Genomic DNA, 16,068 nt, shown 5'->3' with positions numbered 1-16,068 from the left:
CTGTGACTCCGATCGATAGATTGCGATTCCGAGCTCTAGTTTGCGAGCGACGGTCCGGGGTCGGTCGAGTCACGCTGAGTAGTGGTCAGGAGCTGTCTCTGGCAGCGCTGAGGTGCACGGCTGTGGTGCTGTGGTCGGGTGGGTTCTTCGACTGGGGCCTTGATCGGGTCCGATGTGTGCGGTGTGGATGACCTGGTGCTGGCGTACGCGGGCGATGCCGCCGAGGGGGATCGTCTTCGGCTGGCCGACGGCTGGCTGCGTCGCTGGGTCGGCACGTGGCAGGTCGGCGGGACCGAAGTCTCCTGGCCGCTGGGGGACATGGCGTCGGTTCCGGTGCTGGCATCGCGCCCGGTACGGAAGTTCACGTGGCGGTCTCGGCAGGGGCACCGGCCGGGGCTGCAATTCATGGTCTCCACGGGGCGGCACCACGGCTTCGAATCGCTGGAGGAACAGCGCCTGCTCCTCGCCCTGGACTTCGTCGGCGTGACGGAGGTCCTGCCGCAACCGTTCGAGCTGGACTTCGAGCACAAGGACGGACGGTCACGGCACGTCCCTGACTTCCTGGCGGTGATGCCCGGCGGCAGTATCTGGCTCTTCGACGTCCGCCCGGAGCGGTTGATCAAGCCGGAGGACCGGCTGAAGTTCGCCGCCGCCCGGGAGGCAGCCGCCGCCTGCGGCTGGCGCTACTCGGTGGTGGTCGGCTGGCGGGAGCACGTGCTGAGCGGCTTGGACCACCTGTCGTCCCAGCGCCGGCCGCTTCCGGACCGGCTCGGCCTGGAAGGCGAGCTGCTCGCGGCGGCGATGCCGCGGCGGTTCGGTGAGCTGGTGGCAGCGACCAGGCTCCCGGCCGTCGCCCGCGTGCACGCGACGCATCTGCTCTGGCACCGGCGCCTGGGCGTCGATCTGGGACGGCCACTCGGCGACGCCTCACTGGTCTGGCCCGCACGCGTCGGCGGCATCTGATGGCGGCCGGGCGGAAGCTCCCCGACCTGGCGGCAGGCGCTCGCCTGCTGCTGGACGGCGTCGAGTGGACGGTCACCGGGATCGAGCCGCAGTTCGGACGGTTGACGCTGACCACCGAGGACGGCCAGGCCAAGGTCCGCTCATTCGCATGGCTGGTCAACCACCCCGATGCCCGGCCGGGACGGCCCGAGCCCGCACCAGCTCCGGGAGCGGGCGTCCAGCCCCCGGGCCCGGCAGACCTGACGGAGGACCAGCTCCGCCGGGCCCGGCTGCGGGCCGAGCACGTTCGGGAGGCGGTGACCGGGTTCCGCGACGGGTCCGCGTCCTTGGCCAGGTCCGGCGAGCCACGGCCTGCCTATGACCCCGCGACCACGACGCTGGCCGAGCGGCGGCGGGCGAAGGTCGCCGAAGTGAAGGCCCTTCCCCGCACTGAGGCGGCGGTGCTGGGACTCGCCGGGCTGGGACTGCGCACGCTCCAGGGCCTGTCCACGATCGCGCCCCAAGATCTGGTGGCGGCCTGCGCAGACGGCCGGTGGACCCGGCGGCGCGGACCCCGCCGCAGCGTCACCGCGGAGATTCGCGAGGCGGTCTTCGCAGTCCGCAAAGAGTGCGAGAACCGCTCACGGATCAGCATGAGCGCGAAGCACCGCCTGCTGCACCAGTACGTCGCCGAGAAGTTCCCCGACTTCCCGCCCGAGAAGGTGCCCTGCCGGGACACGCTGGCAGCGGTCTGGCAGGAGTGGTTCGGCCCGGAGGGCGGCCGACAGCGTTACCTGCGGTCGGCCGCGGCGGCGGAGGAGGCGGGCGTCCAGGGCCGGGTGGTGGTCCACCGGCCGGGGCAGGTGCTGGCGCTGGACTCGACTCCGCTGCCGGTCAAGCTGCGCGAGTCGGTGTTCGGGGATCCGGTGAGCGCGACGCTGACGATCGGCCTGGACCTGTTCACGCACTCGGTCCCCGCGTTCCGGCTGACCCCGCAGGCGGATCAGTCGGTCGACGTCGCCATGCTCCTGCGGGACGTGATGCTGCCTCTGCCGATGCGCCCGGGCTGGGGCGAGGAGATGGCTTGGCCCTATCCCGGCGTCCCAGCCGAGATCGTGGCCGAGTTCGCCGGCCACGAGGTCGCCGCCCTGCCGTTCTTCACTCCGGAGATCGTCACCACCGACCATGGCGGCTCCTATAAGAGCCATGAACTAGTAGCTGCCGAGAGGGAGTTAGGCTGCAACGTCCTGCCTGCCCGGGCTCTCCGCCCGACCGACAAGTTCGCCGTCGAGCGCGCGTTCTCCGCATTCAAGACGCTGCTGTTCGAACACCTTCTCGGGTTCACCGGAACAGACGTCGCCGACCGCGGAAGCGATCCGGAAGCGGACGCGGTGCTGACGTTTTCCCAGATGGAACATCTGATCGCCACCTGGATCGTCCGGATCTGGCAGGCCAGGGAACTGGGCGAGTACGCCCCGGCCTGGGGGCCGGGCGAGCGGCACAGCCCCAATTCGCTGTTCGCGGCGGCAATGCAGCAGGGCGGTTTCTCTCTGCGGATTCCCGAGCCGGAGCTCTACTACCGACTGCTTCGCCGGCACCACGTCAAGATCCACCCGCGCCGCGGGGTCAAGATCCTCGGCCTTTGGTACCACGCTCCGGTCCTCGACCAGGCCCGCTACCAGCAGCCGTCGCAGCGCGGCGGCCGCCACGCAGGAAAGTGGGCCGTCTCCAGCGACCGGCGCGACCGACGCACCGTGTTCTTCCAGGATCCCGACGACCACCAGGTCTGGCACACACTGCGCTGGAACGGGCTACCGCCCGAGGGAGAAGTCCCCGCGTTCTCCGACAAGACCGCGGCCGACCTGCTCGCACAGGCCCGGCAAGCTGGGCTCGCCCCGCGCTCGGACGCCGAACTGCTGCCAGTCCTGCTGGGGCTGCTGGGCTCGGTCACCCCGGTCCCGGCCTGGCCGAGCCAGGCCGGGAAGAGGGACCGGGCCGCCCGCTCGCGCGAGCAGACGCGGGCCCAGACAGCGGCCGCCGACCGACCGCAGCCCGACGCCGTCTCTGCACCTGCGGCGATGCCGCAGCCATGGGAACACCACGCCAGAACCGTCCGGGCAGCGGTCGACGCCGACCGCCGCCGACGGCGCCAGAGCACGGAGCCCACCACCCTGACGGCGCCGCCGCTGCTGGAGGACTCATTGCGCGGCAACCTGTTCCTTCTGCCTGCCCATGCCCCGGCCGACCAGGCCGACGACGAGCCCCTGGAGAACACGTGACGGCATCCGGATCAGGCGGCCCGCAGGACCAGTGGCCGTCGCGGGAACGGCTCGCCGAGCTCGTACTGCGGCCCACGCTGCACCGCAACACCTTTGAGGGCTGGCAGCACTACCGGCTCACCCGCGGTCAGCTGCTGCCTCCACCGCAGCTGACCCCGAAGCAGTGGGCGATGCTGCCCGTCGACCGCCGCTTCGACTACGACATGTTCCGTCGGCTCACGAACGTGAATCTGCCGCTGCAGCAGACCCCGATGGCTGCGAAGGTGACCCGGCTGATCAAGCGTCGGTTACACGGCAACGCGCTCAAGATGGACGACCCGACGCTGGCCGGGGTGATGGTCAGCGGCTTCGGCCACTACGGCAAGACCGCCACGGTCAGCGCGGTCTGCGCGGCGTTCGAGGACTCATGGCTGCAGTTGCACGACTTCCTCAACCCGGCCGCCGTTCCCGGCACCGCTGACCTGCACGCGCCGGTCGTCTATGTCTCCACCCCGGTCACCGCCACGCCGAAGAGCACCTGCCTAGCCATCCTGCGGTTCTTCCGGGCCGACATGCGCGCCTCGGCAACGCTGCCCCGCCTGGTCCAGCTGGTCGCCGACACGCTGCGGGACCACGGCGTACGCGCGCTGGTGCTGGACGACATCAACCGGCTGCGGATGCACCGCGCCGACGACCAGGACGTGCTCGACCTGATCCGCGCGCTCATGAGCCTGGGCGTCACTTTGATCCTGACCGGGGTGAACATCCCCGGCACCGGGTTGCTGCGCGAGGCGAAGTGGAGCGCGAAGCAGCAGCAATGGGTGCTGCCCTCTCTGGAGTCCACCCGCGTCAACGGCCTGGAGCCCACCCAGACCGAGCACCGCTTCGAGCTGGTCGAGATGGACCGCTTCCGCTACACCACCAGCGAGCAGATCAACGCGTTCCTGCAGCACCTGCACGGCATCGAGATTCACCTGCGGCTGCTGAACGCCAAACCGGGCATGCTGACCGAGGGAACGATGCCGGAGTATCTGATGCGCCGCACGAACGGCGTCGTCGGGCTGCTGAGCCGTCTCATCGAGGACGGCTGCCAGGAAGCGATGGACAGCGGCCGCGAAGTGCTGGACGAGGGCACACTCGACGAGATCGTGATCCGTCGTGACGACTCGCAGCTCGCCCCGGAAGAGGTCGACCCGGCTCCGCTTGCGGCTACTTCGGAGCCGACCCGCCGACGCCGCGGCCGCAACACCGTCTTCGACGACCACGGGCCCGCCCCGGCGGCCGGATCGGCCGGCTGAGCCATGGCCGTCCCCGACCACCGCATGGCCAGATGCTTGATCCCGCTGCCGGACGAGTCGCTGCCCGGCTTCGCGCTCCGCCTCGGCCACCGCCTCCACCTGCCTCCGGGACACATCGTCTGGCGGCTCGGACTCGTCGGCGCCCAGACGACCTCGACCATCGCGCCCAGCGGCCGTCTGCTCTTCATCGACCCGGCCAGGCGCGAGCGCTTCGCCCAGATCATCGGGGCCACCCCTCAGGCCGTCGACCAGCTGACCCTGAATCCCCTGGTCAGCCGGTTCCCACCGGCGTCCCACGCGTTGAGCTGGCCCCGTGGTCCTGGCGGGCCGCCCAAGTCCCGTCAGCTCGCCCCGCCTTGGATCCTCTCTTCCGTCAGCCGCTACTGCCCCCATTGCCTGGCTGGAGACGGCTCGGCAGTCCAACAGCTGCACGGCGGTCCATGGCTCCGCCGCTGGCGACTGGCCCCCAGCTTCGCCTGCGTCAAGCACCGCGTGTTTCTGGAACACGAGTGCCCCGGCTGCCGCAGACCGTCCGGCCTCACGCTCAACGGGGGCTGGCCCGGTTCCCTCCTCCTGATCGGCAACCCCGGGCTGGAGGGCCTTCACCCGGCCAGCTGCCGCAACGATGCCGAACGCGAACGGCCCGGAGTGACCTGCGGCCACCGACTCGACCAACCCGTCGACCTGCCGCCCCAGTCCCTGCCGCAGAACCTCGCGGATCTGCAGTCCCGTATCGACTGCCTACTGGACGAAAAGACCGCGCCGGAGTACGCCTTCGCGGCATTCGCTGACCTCCAGTTCATCACCACGGTTGTCCTCGCAACCTGGCCCGCAACAGCAGACATGGTCACCACCGACCAGAGAGCCGCCGTCGACGAGCACCTGGCTGCCCAGGAGAAACTGCTGCCCGGGTTCAACGCCCAGCGCGCGCCTCGCGACGAAGGCGTCCTCTGGACCTACCTGCCTCGCGCGCCCCTGGGCGCCGCCGCGGTGTTGTCCGTCGCGGACCGGATGCTGAGCCTTTCGGACGGAGAACTCACGCAGGAACTGGGACAGTTGGCCCGCCGATGCCCCGAACGTGACAACAAACGCTGGGGGGCGACCTGGAAGCTCCTGGAAAAGGAAGCCTCACCCGCCCGCCGCGCGATCGTCCACCAGACACTACGAAGGCCCGCCCCCAGTTCGCGGCGTATCCCCTTCTCGGCCTGGTCACGGCGCCAGATCGTCGCCTCGCTCCTCACACTCACGATCGGCAAGCGCCACGACTTCGCTCCCGAGAACATCCCCCAGGAACTCCCCGACCAATGGTTTCGGATCTTCTGGGCCGATACGGACCGTCCCCTCCTGCCCTACTCGCGCAGGGTCCGGCGCACTGTTGCGGTCCTGCTCGTTCAGGCCGCCGAAGACATGGGCGCTCAACAAGCAGCCGAGTATCTCGGCTTCCCGGCCGACACCGACCAACTGACGCCCCCGACCTCGCAGTCGATCCCCTTCCGCTCCCACGAACGCGCGAACGAACTTCGTGACAGCCTCCACCGGCTGGCCGACCACGTCGCCGCCATCCCCGCATCCGACCGCATCGACTACCGGCGCCGCCGCCAGCAACATGAATCCTGGCATCTGGGTGACGAGGCGTTCGCTGAGCTCGTCGAGCGCTTCGTCACGGCCAACGAACGACAACCGCCGGCGTCGGCAGACCAACTGCAGGAAGCTCTCTCCGCACTCATCTGGTCACGCGTCACTGGCAGCGAGCCCTGCCTCGCCCCGTGCTTCCAGCCCCCGTTCGCCGCATCGGGCCGCAGCATCATCACATCGGATCCGGCGATCCATCTTGCCCGTCGGATCAGAGGAGCCGGCCCCCGTTCCCCCTACTGGGTCCTCCTGCCAGCGCTGGCCGATCACGCCGACAGTCTGCTGGCAGCCTGCAGTCTGGGGGCTAGCGCACCTGCCCAGGTAAGTACGAGCGGACGTGCCCGACCGGCGAGTGCTGTCCAACGATGAACTCGCTTGCGAGCCGAACCCCCGGCAGTCGACCATGTGTGCTCTGACAGTAGGGGGATGACATGGGACTGTGCCTGTTTCCTGGTGATGGGGACGTCACTTCACCGGACCTGAGCCTCTCCTGCACGAGCTTCCACCGCTTCCGCCAGCGGTTGGCACAAGCCGAGGGCTTCGAGCTCTCCCAGATGCAGAGGTTCGGCGGAGACCGCCTGTGGAGTGACGTCTCGACAACTCTGGAGCCACTCCTCGATCACCCGGACGACGACGGCGAACTCTCAGCTGCCCAGTGTGGTGCTGTGATTCCCCGCCTCGAACAGATCGCTGCACGGTGGGAGGCTGACGGCGGCGATGCAGTGATGCAGCAGCACATCGACTACTGCCACCAGCTCGTAGTCGTCATGAAGTTCTGCGTGGCGGAAGACGTGGAGCTCATCTTCGGATGAGCCCCTGACAGGCACCCCCTGTCAGGAGCGGCCTGCCAGGCGCTCACGTTGTCGTTCTATCCCTGTGCAGTGGTCCGTCGTGGTTTGGTGCCCTGCTTGTGGTGTGCGGGCCGGGGCATACGCCCTTGGTCGAGTTCAGGATCACGAGAAGGCCGCCTCGCTGTCCGAGAAATCCCCGTGTGGGTGACCATGGCCGCGCACCCTCCGGCAGCCCCATGCGAACTGGCGTCGGAACATCGTGCAAGACTCCGCACTCATGGAGCCCAACCTCAGCGTCGATCAGCAGATGGAAGACGCCCTCTCGTCCTGGCTGCAGCAGACGGATTGCTACCTCGAAGCCACTCACCACGAGGACGATCAGGATGGCGACGTGGCGCGGGAGGTGCTGCGTTCCGCGGGCAGCCGACTCATGGACGGCGAGATCGAGAATCTGCTGTACGCAATCTCCCACCTCAGTGACGTCCTCGTCGGTGCGTCTGACACCCGCAGGCACGATAACCCGGCACTTGCAGACGAACTCCGCAACGTCGCGGAGCGGGCCAGCTCTGCCGTCTTGGACTTCCTGATGAGCGACGCAGGCAACGCGATCCTCACGCCCGAGTGAGACTAAATCGTAAGCCGCTGACCCTCACCGGAAAGTTCTCCGAATCAAAGCACCGACCAGCCCTGAAGCCGTGAAGGTAAAAGTCGAGCTCACTGCCTGATCACAAATTCATCAGCTCCGTCAAGGAGGCGATCACCCGGATTCCGGCGTCCACGGCACCGGAGCCTCCGGAAGACGAGCGGTCCAGCCAGATGGCCTGCAACCCTGCGTCCCGCGCCCCGACCGCGTCCTTATCGTAGTCATCACCCACGTAGGCCACCTCGGCGGGCGCCAACCCCAGGGCCTCGCAACCCGCCAGGAAGATGCTCGCTGCCGGCTTGGCGGCACCGTGTTCCTGGGAGCAGATCAACGGCTCGGTGAAGTAACCGAGCAGCCCGATCGCATCCAGCTTCGCGCGCTGGTGCGCGGTCACCGAGTTCGACACGACGCCGAGTTGGAATCGACCCGCCAACGCGCCAAGCGTCGGCTGAGCATCGTCGAACGCCCGCCGGATCGCGTCCCTCCGCACCGCATAGCTCGCAAACCATGCCGTAGCGGCCTCGTCCGTCGACTCAAGTGCGCCGACCACCCCAGCCTGTGCGAGAAATCGCCGTATCCGTTCGGCTTTCTGGGCGGCGAACGTCAACTCGCCGCTCAGGAACCGCGGGTGCTCCTCATCCCTGATTTCCCGCCACACTCGCAGTGCCTCGGCCGACGACGCGAACCGGCCGGAGAGCCCTTCGGCCTCCAAGTGCTCGTGAAGACCAGCCTCCTCGGCCTCCTCGTAGTCGTACAGGGTTCCATCGATATCGAACAGCACTCCACGGATCGTCATGTCGATCATTCTGGTGGGCAGCGCCGATCCGGAACAGTTCCGTGATCACGATGAGAGCCATCGGGCCCACCGACCTTCGGTCGGCGGGCCCGGCACGGCTGGAACGGAGCTCAGGCAGAGGCACGCAGGTCGGTGGCCGTCAGCAGCGACAGCAGGTCGATCCCCTCGGCCTTGAGGGCCTCGGCGCCGCCCTGTTCGCGGTCGATGACGCAGAGAGCCTCGCGAACGTCGGCTCCCAGGGCACGCAGATCGGCAGTCGAGAGCACGATCTGTCCGCCGCTCGTGACCACGTCTTCGACTACCAGTACACGTCGGCCGACGATGTCCGCGCCCTCAGCCAGGCGGCAAGTTCCGTACTCCTTGGCCTGCTTGCGGACGAAAGCGCACGGCAGGCCCGTGTGTCGGCCGAGCGCGGTGACCACGGGGATGCCGCCCATCTCCAGCCCCGCCAGCACCTCAATGTCGGCCGGCACCAGCGCGGCCATCTCCTTGGCGATGGCATCCAGAAGGACAGGGTCGCCCTCGAAACGGTACTTGTCGAAGTACTCGGTGGCGGTACGTCCCGATCGGAGGACGAACTCACCGGTGAGGTGAGAAACGGAATGAATACGGCTGGCAAGCTCTGAGCGCGTCACAGGCAGCCAGTGTCCCAGCACACCGTTACAGTCGCGCAACCGGGGGCTCCCCCGGCCATGGCTGACGCCACCGGGACCGGCGACCGCTGATCAACGAACTTCACCTTCGCTCGTCGCTCCCCGCCTTCCTCAGACCATTGACTGGCTCAACAAAGTGAGGCGGCGAGTACGCGGACACCTGTCAGAAGCCGGATGCGTCACCCACGGTCACCACTGCCGGACGGCTCCTCGCAAACTAACGCTCGGAACGGTGCGCAAACTACAAGTCGAAACCCCAGCTCGGCAACGACGAACTCGCAGACTAACGCTCGGAGTCACAAACCCGCTTGTCCTGCCGCCCCGCGAACCGTCAGGCTGGACCCCATGCCCGGTCAGCACAGACGCAAACGCAGACAGGAAGCGGCACGACGGCGCCAGGCCGCGCGGTACGAGGGCTGGCAGTGGCACCCGCTGTACTCGACGCAGGACTACGCCGAGTTCACGGCGTACTTCCGCCGGCTGCAGGCCGAACGCACCCACGACGAGGAACGCCTGCGGCTGGACACGTTCTGCGGGCGGCTCACCCACCCGACGACCTACCGGATCAGCGTGCTGATGCCGCCCGACGCCCCGCCGCCGCCACCGGAGACCCCGTGACCGACTCGCCCACCCCCCTCGTCCGCGCGCTGATCGCGCACCCGGTGCTGGCCGCCCCCGCCTACCCGGCGCCGGACCACGCGCCCACCGGCCCGGCCGAGCTGTTCACCGCCTGGCTGCTGGACGCGCTGGCCGCGGGCGTCCCGGACGCGCAGGTGCTGACGCTGGCCACGGTGGACGCCGAGGGGCGCCCGGACGCCCGGGTGCTCGTCCTGCGGGACGTCGAACTCCCCGCCGCGGCCTGGCACTTCTGGACCGAACCCGACTCCCCCAAGGCCCGCCAGTTCGCCGCCCGCCCGGACGCCGCGCTGACCGTCTACTGGCCGGCCCGGGGCCGCCAGGTCCGCCTGCGCGGCCCGGTCCGCCCCTCCCCCGGCTGCGCCACCCCCTCGCCCGACCTGCGCTGCTACGCCCTGCACGCCGCCGAGGCCGAGTTCTGGCAGGCCGCCCCGGACCGGCACCACCTGCGCCGCCGCCACACCCGCACCGCCACCGGCTGGACGGACACCGGCTGGACCGACACCCGGCTGCCGGCTGCCGGCTAGCTGAACAGCAGCCGCCGCAGCCAGTCCCGGCGGGCCGCGAGTGCCGTCCGGCTGACGGCGGCTCCGGGGGCCAGGGTGTCGAAGCCGTGCGGGGCGCCGGGCCAGACGTGCAGTTCGGCGTGGGCGCCGCTGCGCCACAGGGTGTCGGCGTAGGCGGTGACCTCGTCGCGGAAGGTCTCGGCGGAGCCGACCTCCAGGTAAGCGGGCGGCAGGCCGGAGAGGTCGTGGGCCCGGGCGGGGGCGGCGTGCGGCGGGAGGTCGGGGGTGCCGTGCAGCGGGCCGAGGGCGGCCTGCCAGGCGGTGGTGTTGGAGACGGCGTCCCAGGTGTCGTGCCCGGCGGCCTGCCGGGCGGAGGCGGTGGCGCCCCGGTCGTCCAGCATCGGGCTGAGCAGCAGTTGGCCGGCCGGCACCGGCCCGCCCTCGTCGCGCAGCAGCAGGGCGAGTGCGGCGGCCAGGCCGCCGCCGGCGCTCTTGCCGGCCAGCACGATCCGGTCCGGGTCGATCCGCAGCCGTCCGGCGTGCGCGGCCGCCCAGCGCAGGGCGGTGCGGCAGGCGTGCAGCGGGGCCGGGTAGCGGGCGGCGGGGGCGAGCGGGTACTCGACCGAGAGCACGGCCAGGCCGAGCGGCTCGGCCAGCTCGCGCAGCACCCGCGGCAGGACGGCGTGCGCGTTGCCGCCGATCAGCCCGCCGCCGTGCAGGTAGAGCAGGGCCGGGAGCACCCCGGTCGCCGCGGCCGGGCGGCCGTGGACGACCGGGACGCCGTCGGCGTCGTGCCCGGCGGCCTCGAACCGTCCGCCGTCGGCGAGTTGCCGCAGGGTCGGGCGGGGCCGCCGGGCGGCGTCGTGCCGCTGCCACTGCGTCAGGTTCTCGGGCGTCAGCGGGGCGGGCACGCCGCCCCGGGCGGCCAGCGCGGCGGCCAGCTCCGCGTCCAGGTGGGGCTTGTGCACGGGGCTCAGACCATCGGGGGGTAGGGCTCGGGCACGGCGTCCGCGGGCAGCAGGTCGAGGACGGCGGCGAGGGTGGCCGCGAGGCCGTCCACCTCGCGGACCTCCCGGCGGCCCTCGCCGTGGCGGATCTCGTAGCGGTCGCCGCCGCGCGCGCCGACCATCGGGAGGTCGCGGCAGAGCGGCCGTTCGGCCCGGCGGCTGAACGTCACCCAGAACATCGACATGCCCGGGGAGAGCGCCCGCAGCCGCGGTTCGGCGTGGGCGGCCTCGATGAACGCGTGCAGTTCGGCGGCGTGCCGGAGCCGGATCCGGGAGGCCCGCAGCTGCGCCCAGCGGGCCGGGACGGGGTCGCCGCACTCGTACGCCTCGGCGAGGCTCCCGACCTCCAGGAAGGGCCACCGGTCGGTGAGTTCGCGCACCGGAACCGGCCGCAGCCACTGCTCCACCGCCCCGGCGGCCGCCGCCAGGTCGTCGGTGGTGCCGCCGGCCATGTGGATCGTCCGGGCCCAGCACAGGACCCGGAAGCCGCGTTCCCCGGCGACCGCCACCACCGACACCCCCCGCTCGCCCGCCTCGGCCCGCACCGAGTCCGGGTAGCGGTCGGGCGTGTCCGGCGGCAGGGCCGTCCCGAGCGCGGCGCGCAGCGATCCGGCCCGCACCAGGTCGGGGTAGTGGCGGGCGTGGTCGGCCGCCGGTTCCTCGGTCATGCGGTCGAGTATGCGCGAAGTGCGGGCCGCCCGCGGCGGATTCACCGGGGCGGCCGCGCGGGAGCGGTCAGCGCAGGACCGCGAGCTGCCCGGTGGCGCGGGTCATCGCCACGTAGCGGTCGACGGCGCCCTCGATGCCGTCGCCGAACGCCTCCGGGTCGACGATCACCACCAGGTCGAACTCCAGGCCCTTGACCAGTTCGGGGCTGAGCGAGCGGACCCGGCCCCCGCCGAGGAAGGACGGGTCGCCGATCACGCAGGCGGTGCCCTCGGGGTGCTCGGCCAGCCAGGCGTCCAGCAGCGCGTCGCGTTCGGCGCGGGCGCCGTGGTGGACGGGCAGGCCGCTGCGCCGGATCGAGGTGGGCACGTTGGCGTCGGGCAGGGCGGCCCGGATCACCGGCTCGGCCTCGGCCATCACCTCTTCCGGGGTGCGGTAGTTGACGGTCAGCGAGGTGAGGGTGACCCGGTCCAGGCCGGCCCGCTCCAGGCGTTCGGTCCACGACTCGGTGAAGCCGTGCCGGGCCTGGGCCCGGTCGCCGACGATGGTGAAGGAGCGGGACGGGCAGCGGGCGATCAGCATCTGCCACTCGGCGTCGGTGAGTTCCTGCGCCTCGTCCACCACGATGTGCGCGAACGGCCCGGCCAGCAGGTCGGGGTCGACGGGTTCGGCCTCGGTGTGGTCGATCAGCGCCTCGCGCAGGTCGGCGCCGCGCAGCATGGCGACCGCGCCCTCGCTGTCGTAGTCGGCGTTCAGCAGGTGGTCGACCACGCCGTCCATCATCTCGCGCTCGGCGGCCAGCCGGGCCCGGTGGGCGCGCTGGCGGCGGTCGGCGTCGGTGTCGCCGAGGCGGCGGCGGGCGGCGTCCAGCAGCGGCAGGTCGGCGAGCGTCCAGGCGGCGGGGTCGGTGCGCTGCAGGGTGCGGATCTCCTCGCGGCTCAGCCAGGGCGCGCACAGCCGCAGGTAGGCGGGGACGGTCCACAGGTCGCCGACCAGGTCGGTGGGCTCCAGGATCGGCCAGGCGCGGCGCAGCGCGCCGAGCAGTTCGGGGTCGCGGCGCAGTTCGCGGCGGAGCACCTCGGGCGAGATGCCGTCCTCCTCGTCGTCGAAGGAGTCGGCGTTCTTGTCGAGCAGGATGGTGATCAGCTCGTCCAGGATCTGCTGCCGGGCCTCGTTGTGCGGGACGCCGGGGCCGGGGGCGGCGAACGCCTCGGACCAGTCCTCCGGGTCGATCCACAGCTCGTACCACTCGGTGGAGAGCTTGCGGCCCTCGGCGGGCGGCTCCTCGTAGACGGCGACGGCCTTCTCGATCGCGTGCACCATGCCGGCGGCGGCCTTCAGCCGGGCCACCTCGGGGTCGGGTTCGGGGGCGACGGCGGCCCCCTCGGGCAGCAGGTCGCGCAGCGTGCAGGTCTGCACGCCCTCCTCGCCGAGGCTGGGCAGCACGTCGGCGACGTACGCCAGGTACGGCTGGTGCGGGCCGACGAACAGGACCCGGCCCTTGCGGTGGCCCAGGCGCGGGTCGGAGTACAGCAGGTGGGCGGTGCGGTGCAGGGCGACCACGGTCTTGCCGGTGCCGGGGCCGCCGTCGACCACCAGGGCGCCGCGCGAGCCGGCCCGGATGATGGCGTCCTGGTCGGCCTGGATGGTGGCCAGCACGTCGCGCATCCGCGCGGAACGGGAGCTGCCGAGGCTGGCGATGAACGCGGACTGGTCGTCCAGCGCGGCGTGGCCCTCCAGGCCGTCGGCGGTGAACACCTCGTCCCAGTAGTCGCCGACCCGGCCGCGCTGCCAGCGGTAGCGGCGGCGGCTGGCCAGGCCCATCGGGTTGGCGTGGGTGGCGGCGAAGAAGGGTTCGGCGGCGGGCGAGCGCCAGTCGACCAGCAGGCGGCGGCCGTCGGCGTCGGCGAGACCGAGGCGGCCGATGTAGACCGGCTCGGGGTCGTCGGCGCGGACGATCCGGCCCAGGCACAGGTCGTGGCCGAAGCGGCTCAGGGTGCGCAGCCGGGCGGAGAGTTGGTGCACCTCGTTGTCGCGGTCCATCGCGGCCTGCCCGGCCCCGCCGGGGCTGCGGCGCACCTGTTCGAGGCGCGCGGTCAGCTCCGCGGTGTCCCGGCTCAGGGTGTCGGCGACCTCGGCGAAGTGCCGGTCGTCGGCGGCGATCAGGGCCGGGTCCGCCTTGGCGGCGAGCCGCTCGGGCAGGTCGAAGGCGCTGGTCGTCGGCTGGTTCATGGGTGGTGACTCCGATCCGCTGCCGGGTGGGCCGCGCTCCGTCCGCGTGCTGCTCGCGGTCTGCCCCGTCTGTGCTGTTCGCGCGGGTTCCCCGGTTCAGATCAGCGATTGTGCGGCATCGAGGGGGCCTTGCGGCAAGGCCCCCCTTGCGGTATAAGTTTGATAACGGCAGGAGAGCGCGAGCTCCCTGCCTTTCGCGTTCCCGGGGGCGTCCGCGCGCATCCTCCGCCACCCGGCGCCCGCTGTCCAGGGCCGCCCGCCCGGCCGGTCAGCTGCCGTTCTCACGCCGGGCCGCGATCGACCCGGCGGTCTCCTCGACCGCGCCGGGGACGTGCTCGTACACGGCGGACGGGCGGGCGCTGGCGGGCGGGCGGACGGTCAGGTCTTGCGCAGGTCGGGCGGGGGCCGCGCGGACGGTCTCCTCGATGACGGGGCGGCGCCGCGCAGCAGCACCTGGGCCCTGCGGTGGTCGGTCAGCCGCAGCCGCAGCGCGGCCCCGGTGAAGCTGGCGCTGAACGTGAACAGGTCGGCGGCCCGCGCGGCGGGAGGCGCGCCGCAGTGGAGACAGATCGCCAATTCGTTGTGGACGCAGTGCCAACCCGCGGCGGTCCCGGCCGACTAACGTGATCAGCGCGAAGGAAGCCTCAGCCGCTCAGGTGAGCTTCGCGGTCGACGTGCTGCCACCCGTTGGGGAGGATCCACCGGTGGTTGAGGGGACACGTCGAACGGTACGGGCCTGTCGACCGGATCGCCCCCGATCCGGTCGGCGGGCCTCTTCGCGCTACCTGCGCCTCAACCCCCCTGCACCCCAACCCTCCAATGCCGCCGCCCGCCGGCGCCTCAGCCCGCCGGTGCCGCCAGGGCGTCGCGGGCGGCGGCCGCGCCGTGGTGCGCCGGCCCGAAGTGCTCCTCCCAGTCCGCCAGCGCGGCGGTGAGCGTGTCCGTGCCCCGGCCCTGCCGGGTCTCGGCAGTGCCGAGCGCGGTGCGCAGCTCCAGGGCCCGGTGGGTGGGCTTCCGGCTGGGCGGGCACAGCGCGAGCCCTTCGCGGGCGGCCGCTCCGGCCCCGGCGGCGTCGCCCTGCGCCAGGCGGAGGTTGGCGGTGGCCAGGCCGAGCGAGGAGCGGTCGTGGTCGGACGGCGCGGGCAGCTTCCCTGCCGCGGCCAGCGCGGTGTCCAGCGCCTGCCCGGCCTCCTCGACCCGGCCCTGGCCGAGCAGCGCGCGCACCAGGTTGACGTTCAGGATCTGGACGAACTGCTCCCGGGACGGGCCGGCCGCCAGGCCCTGCCGCAGCAGTTCCTCCGCCTCGGCGTGCCGGCCGCGCAGGCACAGGCTCAGCGCCCGGCTGTTGGCCGCCGAGACCCTGGTCAAGGTGGCCTCCGGCTCCCACCCGGTGGCGGCCCGCTCGCGGATCCCGGCCACCAGGCGGTCCGCCTCGGCGTGCTCGCCCAGGTAGATGAGCTGGGTGAGCAGGTTGCTCTCCATCGCCGCCGCGAAGGTCCGCATCTGCGGCGTGCCCCGACCGGTGTCGGCGACCAGTGCGGCGAACTGCTCGGCGGCCTCCCGGTGCTGTCCCAGTTCGCCCAGCAGCAGGGCGCAGGACTGGCGCACCGACAGCCTCAGTTCGCTCTTCCCGCGGAGCGCCAGCGCGGTCCTGATCTCCTGGACCGCCTCCTGGTAGCGGCCCTCCTTGCGCAGCACGTTGGCGAGGTCCGCCCGCAGCAGCACCTCGCCGTCGGCCGTCAGGCCCGCGACGGCCAGGGCCGCGCGCAGCCCGCGCTCGGCCTCCTCGCCGCGGCCCTGGGCGTGCACCACGGCGCCCACCAGCGCCTCGGCGGCGGCCGTCTGGTGCGCACCGGAGCCGACCGCCTCGGCGTACAGTCCGGCCGCCCGGCGGCCCAGGCGTTCGGCGGCCGGGAAGTCGCCCTTCTCGCGGGCCTGCTGGGCCTCGTGGAGGATCCCGGCGGCCCGGCCGGTCTTGCGGTGGGAGAACAGGCCCATCGGTGCGTCG

General features: G+C 71.7%; 14 protein-coding genes and 1 pseudogene. 8 read left to right on the top strand and 7 right to left on the bottom strand.

The window, feature by feature from the left end:
* Positions 1–183 precede the first annotated feature (183 nt).
* From IH44_RS0117620 to IH44_RS0117595, 6 genes are all read left to right on the top strand, one after another.
* Entirely contained in the window at positions 184–963 is a 780-nt protein-coding gene (locus tag IH44_RS0117620; protein WP_035955457.1) for a TnsA-like heteromeric transposase endonuclease subunit, read from the top strand.
* Positions 963–3,221 (top strand): transposase, encoded by a 2,259-nt coding sequence (locus IH44_RS0117615; RefSeq protein WP_030460541.1) that lies wholly within the window; start codon positions 963–965, stop codon positions 3,219–3,221. The genes IH44_RS0117620 and IH44_RS0117615 overlap by 1 nt, the downstream gene beginning before the upstream one ends.
* On the top strand, positions 3,218–4,498 hold the full coding sequence (locus IH44_RS0117610; protein WP_030460540.1) for a TniB family NTP-binding protein: 1,281 nt from the start codon (positions 3,218–3,220) through the stop codon (positions 4,496–4,498). The genes IH44_RS0117615 and IH44_RS0117610 overlap by 4 nt, the downstream gene beginning before the upstream one ends.
* A 36-nt stretch (positions 4,499–4,534) precedes the next feature.
* Positions 4,535–6,499 carry a TniQ family protein gene (locus tag IH44_RS0117605; protein ID WP_232794981.1) on the top strand — a complete coding sequence of 655 codons (1,965 nt, stop codon included), beginning with the start codon at positions 4,535–4,537 and terminating at the stop codon, positions 6,497–6,499.
* A gap of 62 nt (positions 6,500–6,561) precedes the next feature.
* Complete coding sequence (locus IH44_RS0117600; RefSeq protein ID WP_030460538.1) at positions 6,562–6,942, top strand: hypothetical protein; 381 nt, start codon at positions 6,562–6,564, stop codon at positions 6,940–6,942.
* Between the two features lie 256 nt (positions 6,943–7,198).
* Positions 7,199–7,546: a hypothetical protein gene (locus tag IH44_RS0117595; protein WP_157852358.1), complete on the top strand. Its 348-nt coding sequence runs from the start codon at positions 7,199–7,201 to the stop codon at positions 7,544–7,546.
* Between the two features lie 100 nt (positions 7,547–7,646).
* Here the strand turns inward: IH44_RS0117595 and IH44_RS0117590 are convergent, their stop codons facing one another.
* Both IH44_RS0117590 and pyrE read right to left on the bottom strand, forming a co-directional pair.
* Entirely contained in the window at positions 7,647–8,360 is a 714-nt protein-coding gene (locus IH44_RS0117590; protein WP_030460536.1) for an HAD family hydrolase, read from the bottom strand.
* A gap of 110 nt (positions 8,361–8,470) precedes the next feature.
* Positions 8,471–8,995, bottom strand: a complete 525-nt coding sequence (gene pyrE, locus IH44_RS0117585; RefSeq protein ID WP_030460535.1) for an orotate phosphoribosyltransferase — start codon at positions 8,993–8,995, stop codon at positions 8,471–8,473.
* 363 nt (positions 8,996–9,358) lie between these two features.
* Here pyrE and IH44_RS46545 point away from each other — a divergent pair, with 363 nt between their 5' ends.
* The gene (locus IH44_RS46545; protein ID WP_030460534.1) at positions 9,359–9,631 is read left to right on the top strand and encodes a hypothetical protein; all 273 of its coding nucleotides are present in this window, start codon (positions 9,359–9,361) and stop codon (positions 9,629–9,631) included.
* Positions 9,628–10,176 carry a pyridoxamine 5'-phosphate oxidase family protein gene (locus tag IH44_RS0117575; protein ID WP_051817010.1) on the top strand — a complete coding sequence of 183 codons (549 nt, stop codon included), beginning with the start codon at positions 9,628–9,630 and terminating at the stop codon, positions 10,174–10,176. Before IH44_RS46545 ends, IH44_RS0117575 begins: the two co-directional genes overlap by 4 nt.
* Here the strand turns inward: IH44_RS0117575 and IH44_RS0117570 are convergent.
* The 5 genes and pseudogenes from IH44_RS0117570 to IH44_RS0117550 all read right to left on the bottom strand — a co-directional run bounded on the left by IH44_RS0117570 (position 10,173) and on the right by IH44_RS0117550 (position 16,058).
* Positions 10,173–11,132 carry an alpha/beta hydrolase gene (locus IH44_RS0117570; RefSeq protein ID WP_051817012.1) on the bottom strand — a complete coding sequence of 320 codons (960 nt, stop codon included), beginning with the start codon at positions 11,130–11,132 and terminating at the stop codon, positions 10,173–10,175. The two genes, IH44_RS0117575 and IH44_RS0117570, sit on opposite strands and share 4 nt — an antisense overlap.
* Positions 11,129–11,830 carry a DUF6193 family natural product biosynthesis protein gene (locus tag IH44_RS0117565; RefSeq protein WP_030460531.1) on the bottom strand — a complete coding sequence of 234 codons (702 nt, stop codon included), beginning with the start codon at positions 11,828–11,830 and terminating at the stop codon, positions 11,129–11,131. The genes IH44_RS0117570 and IH44_RS0117565 overlap by 4 nt, the downstream gene beginning before the upstream one ends.
* A 67-nt stretch (positions 11,831–11,897) precedes the next feature.
* Complete coding sequence (gene helR, locus IH44_RS0117560) at positions 11,898–14,060, bottom strand: RNA polymerase recycling motor ATPase HelR (protein ID WP_030460530.1); 2,163 nt, start codon at positions 14,058–14,060, stop codon at positions 11,898–11,900.
* A gap of 268 nt (positions 14,061–14,328) precedes the next feature.
* Positions 14,329–14,600, bottom strand: a pseudogene (locus IH44_RS49725) (hypothetical protein); the annotation flags it as partial.
* A 300-nt stretch (positions 14,601–14,900) separates the two neighbouring features.
* Positions 14,901–16,058 carry a tetratricopeptide repeat protein gene (locus IH44_RS0117550; protein ID WP_030460528.1) on the bottom strand — a complete coding sequence of 386 codons (1,158 nt, stop codon included), beginning with the start codon at positions 16,056–16,058 and terminating at the stop codon, positions 14,901–14,903.
* Positions 16,059–16,068 lie beyond the last annotated feature (10 nt).

It is taken from the genome of Kitasatospora sp. NRRL B-11411 (assembly GCF_000721345.1).
In the GTDB taxonomy this organism is placed as follows: Bacteria; Actinomycetota; Actinomycetes; order Streptomycetales; family Streptomycetaceae; genus Kitasatospora; species Kitasatospora cineracea.
Note: the sequence above shows the minus strand (reverse complement) of the source record. Positions and strands in the feature narration are given on the sequence as shown.

Excerpts from the sequence above, each read along its gene's own strand:
- IH44_RS0117550 (WP_030460528.1), bottom strand. The coding sequence starts at position 16,058 with ATGGGCCTGTTCTCCCACCGCAAGACCGGCCGGGCCGCCGGGATCCTC.
- helR (WP_030460530.1), bottom strand. The coding sequence starts at position 14,060 with ATGAACCAGCCGACGACCAGCGCCTTCGACCTGCCCGAGCGGCTCGCC.
- IH44_RS0117600 (WP_030460538.1), top strand. The coding sequence starts at position 6,562 with ATGGGACTGTGCCTGTTTCCTGGTGATGGGGACGTCACTTCACCGGAC.
- IH44_RS0117615 (WP_030460541.1), top strand. The coding sequence starts at position 963 with ATGGCGGCCGGGCGGAAGCTCCCCGACCTGGCGGCAGGCGCTCGCCTG.
- IH44_RS0117590 (WP_030460536.1), bottom strand. The coding sequence starts at position 8,360 with ATGACGATCCGTGGAGTGCTGTTCGATATCGATGGAACCCTGTACGAC.
- IH44_RS0117565 (WP_030460531.1), bottom strand. The coding sequence starts at position 11,830 with ATGACCGAGGAACCGGCGGCCGACCACGCCCGCCACTACCCCGACCTG.
- IH44_RS0117595 (WP_157852358.1), top strand. The coding sequence starts at position 7,199 with ATGGAGCCCAACCTCAGCGTCGATCAGCAGATGGAAGACGCCCTCTCG.
- IH44_RS46545 (WP_030460534.1), top strand. The coding sequence starts at position 9,359 with ATGCCCGGTCAGCACAGACGCAAACGCAGACAGGAAGCGGCACGACGG.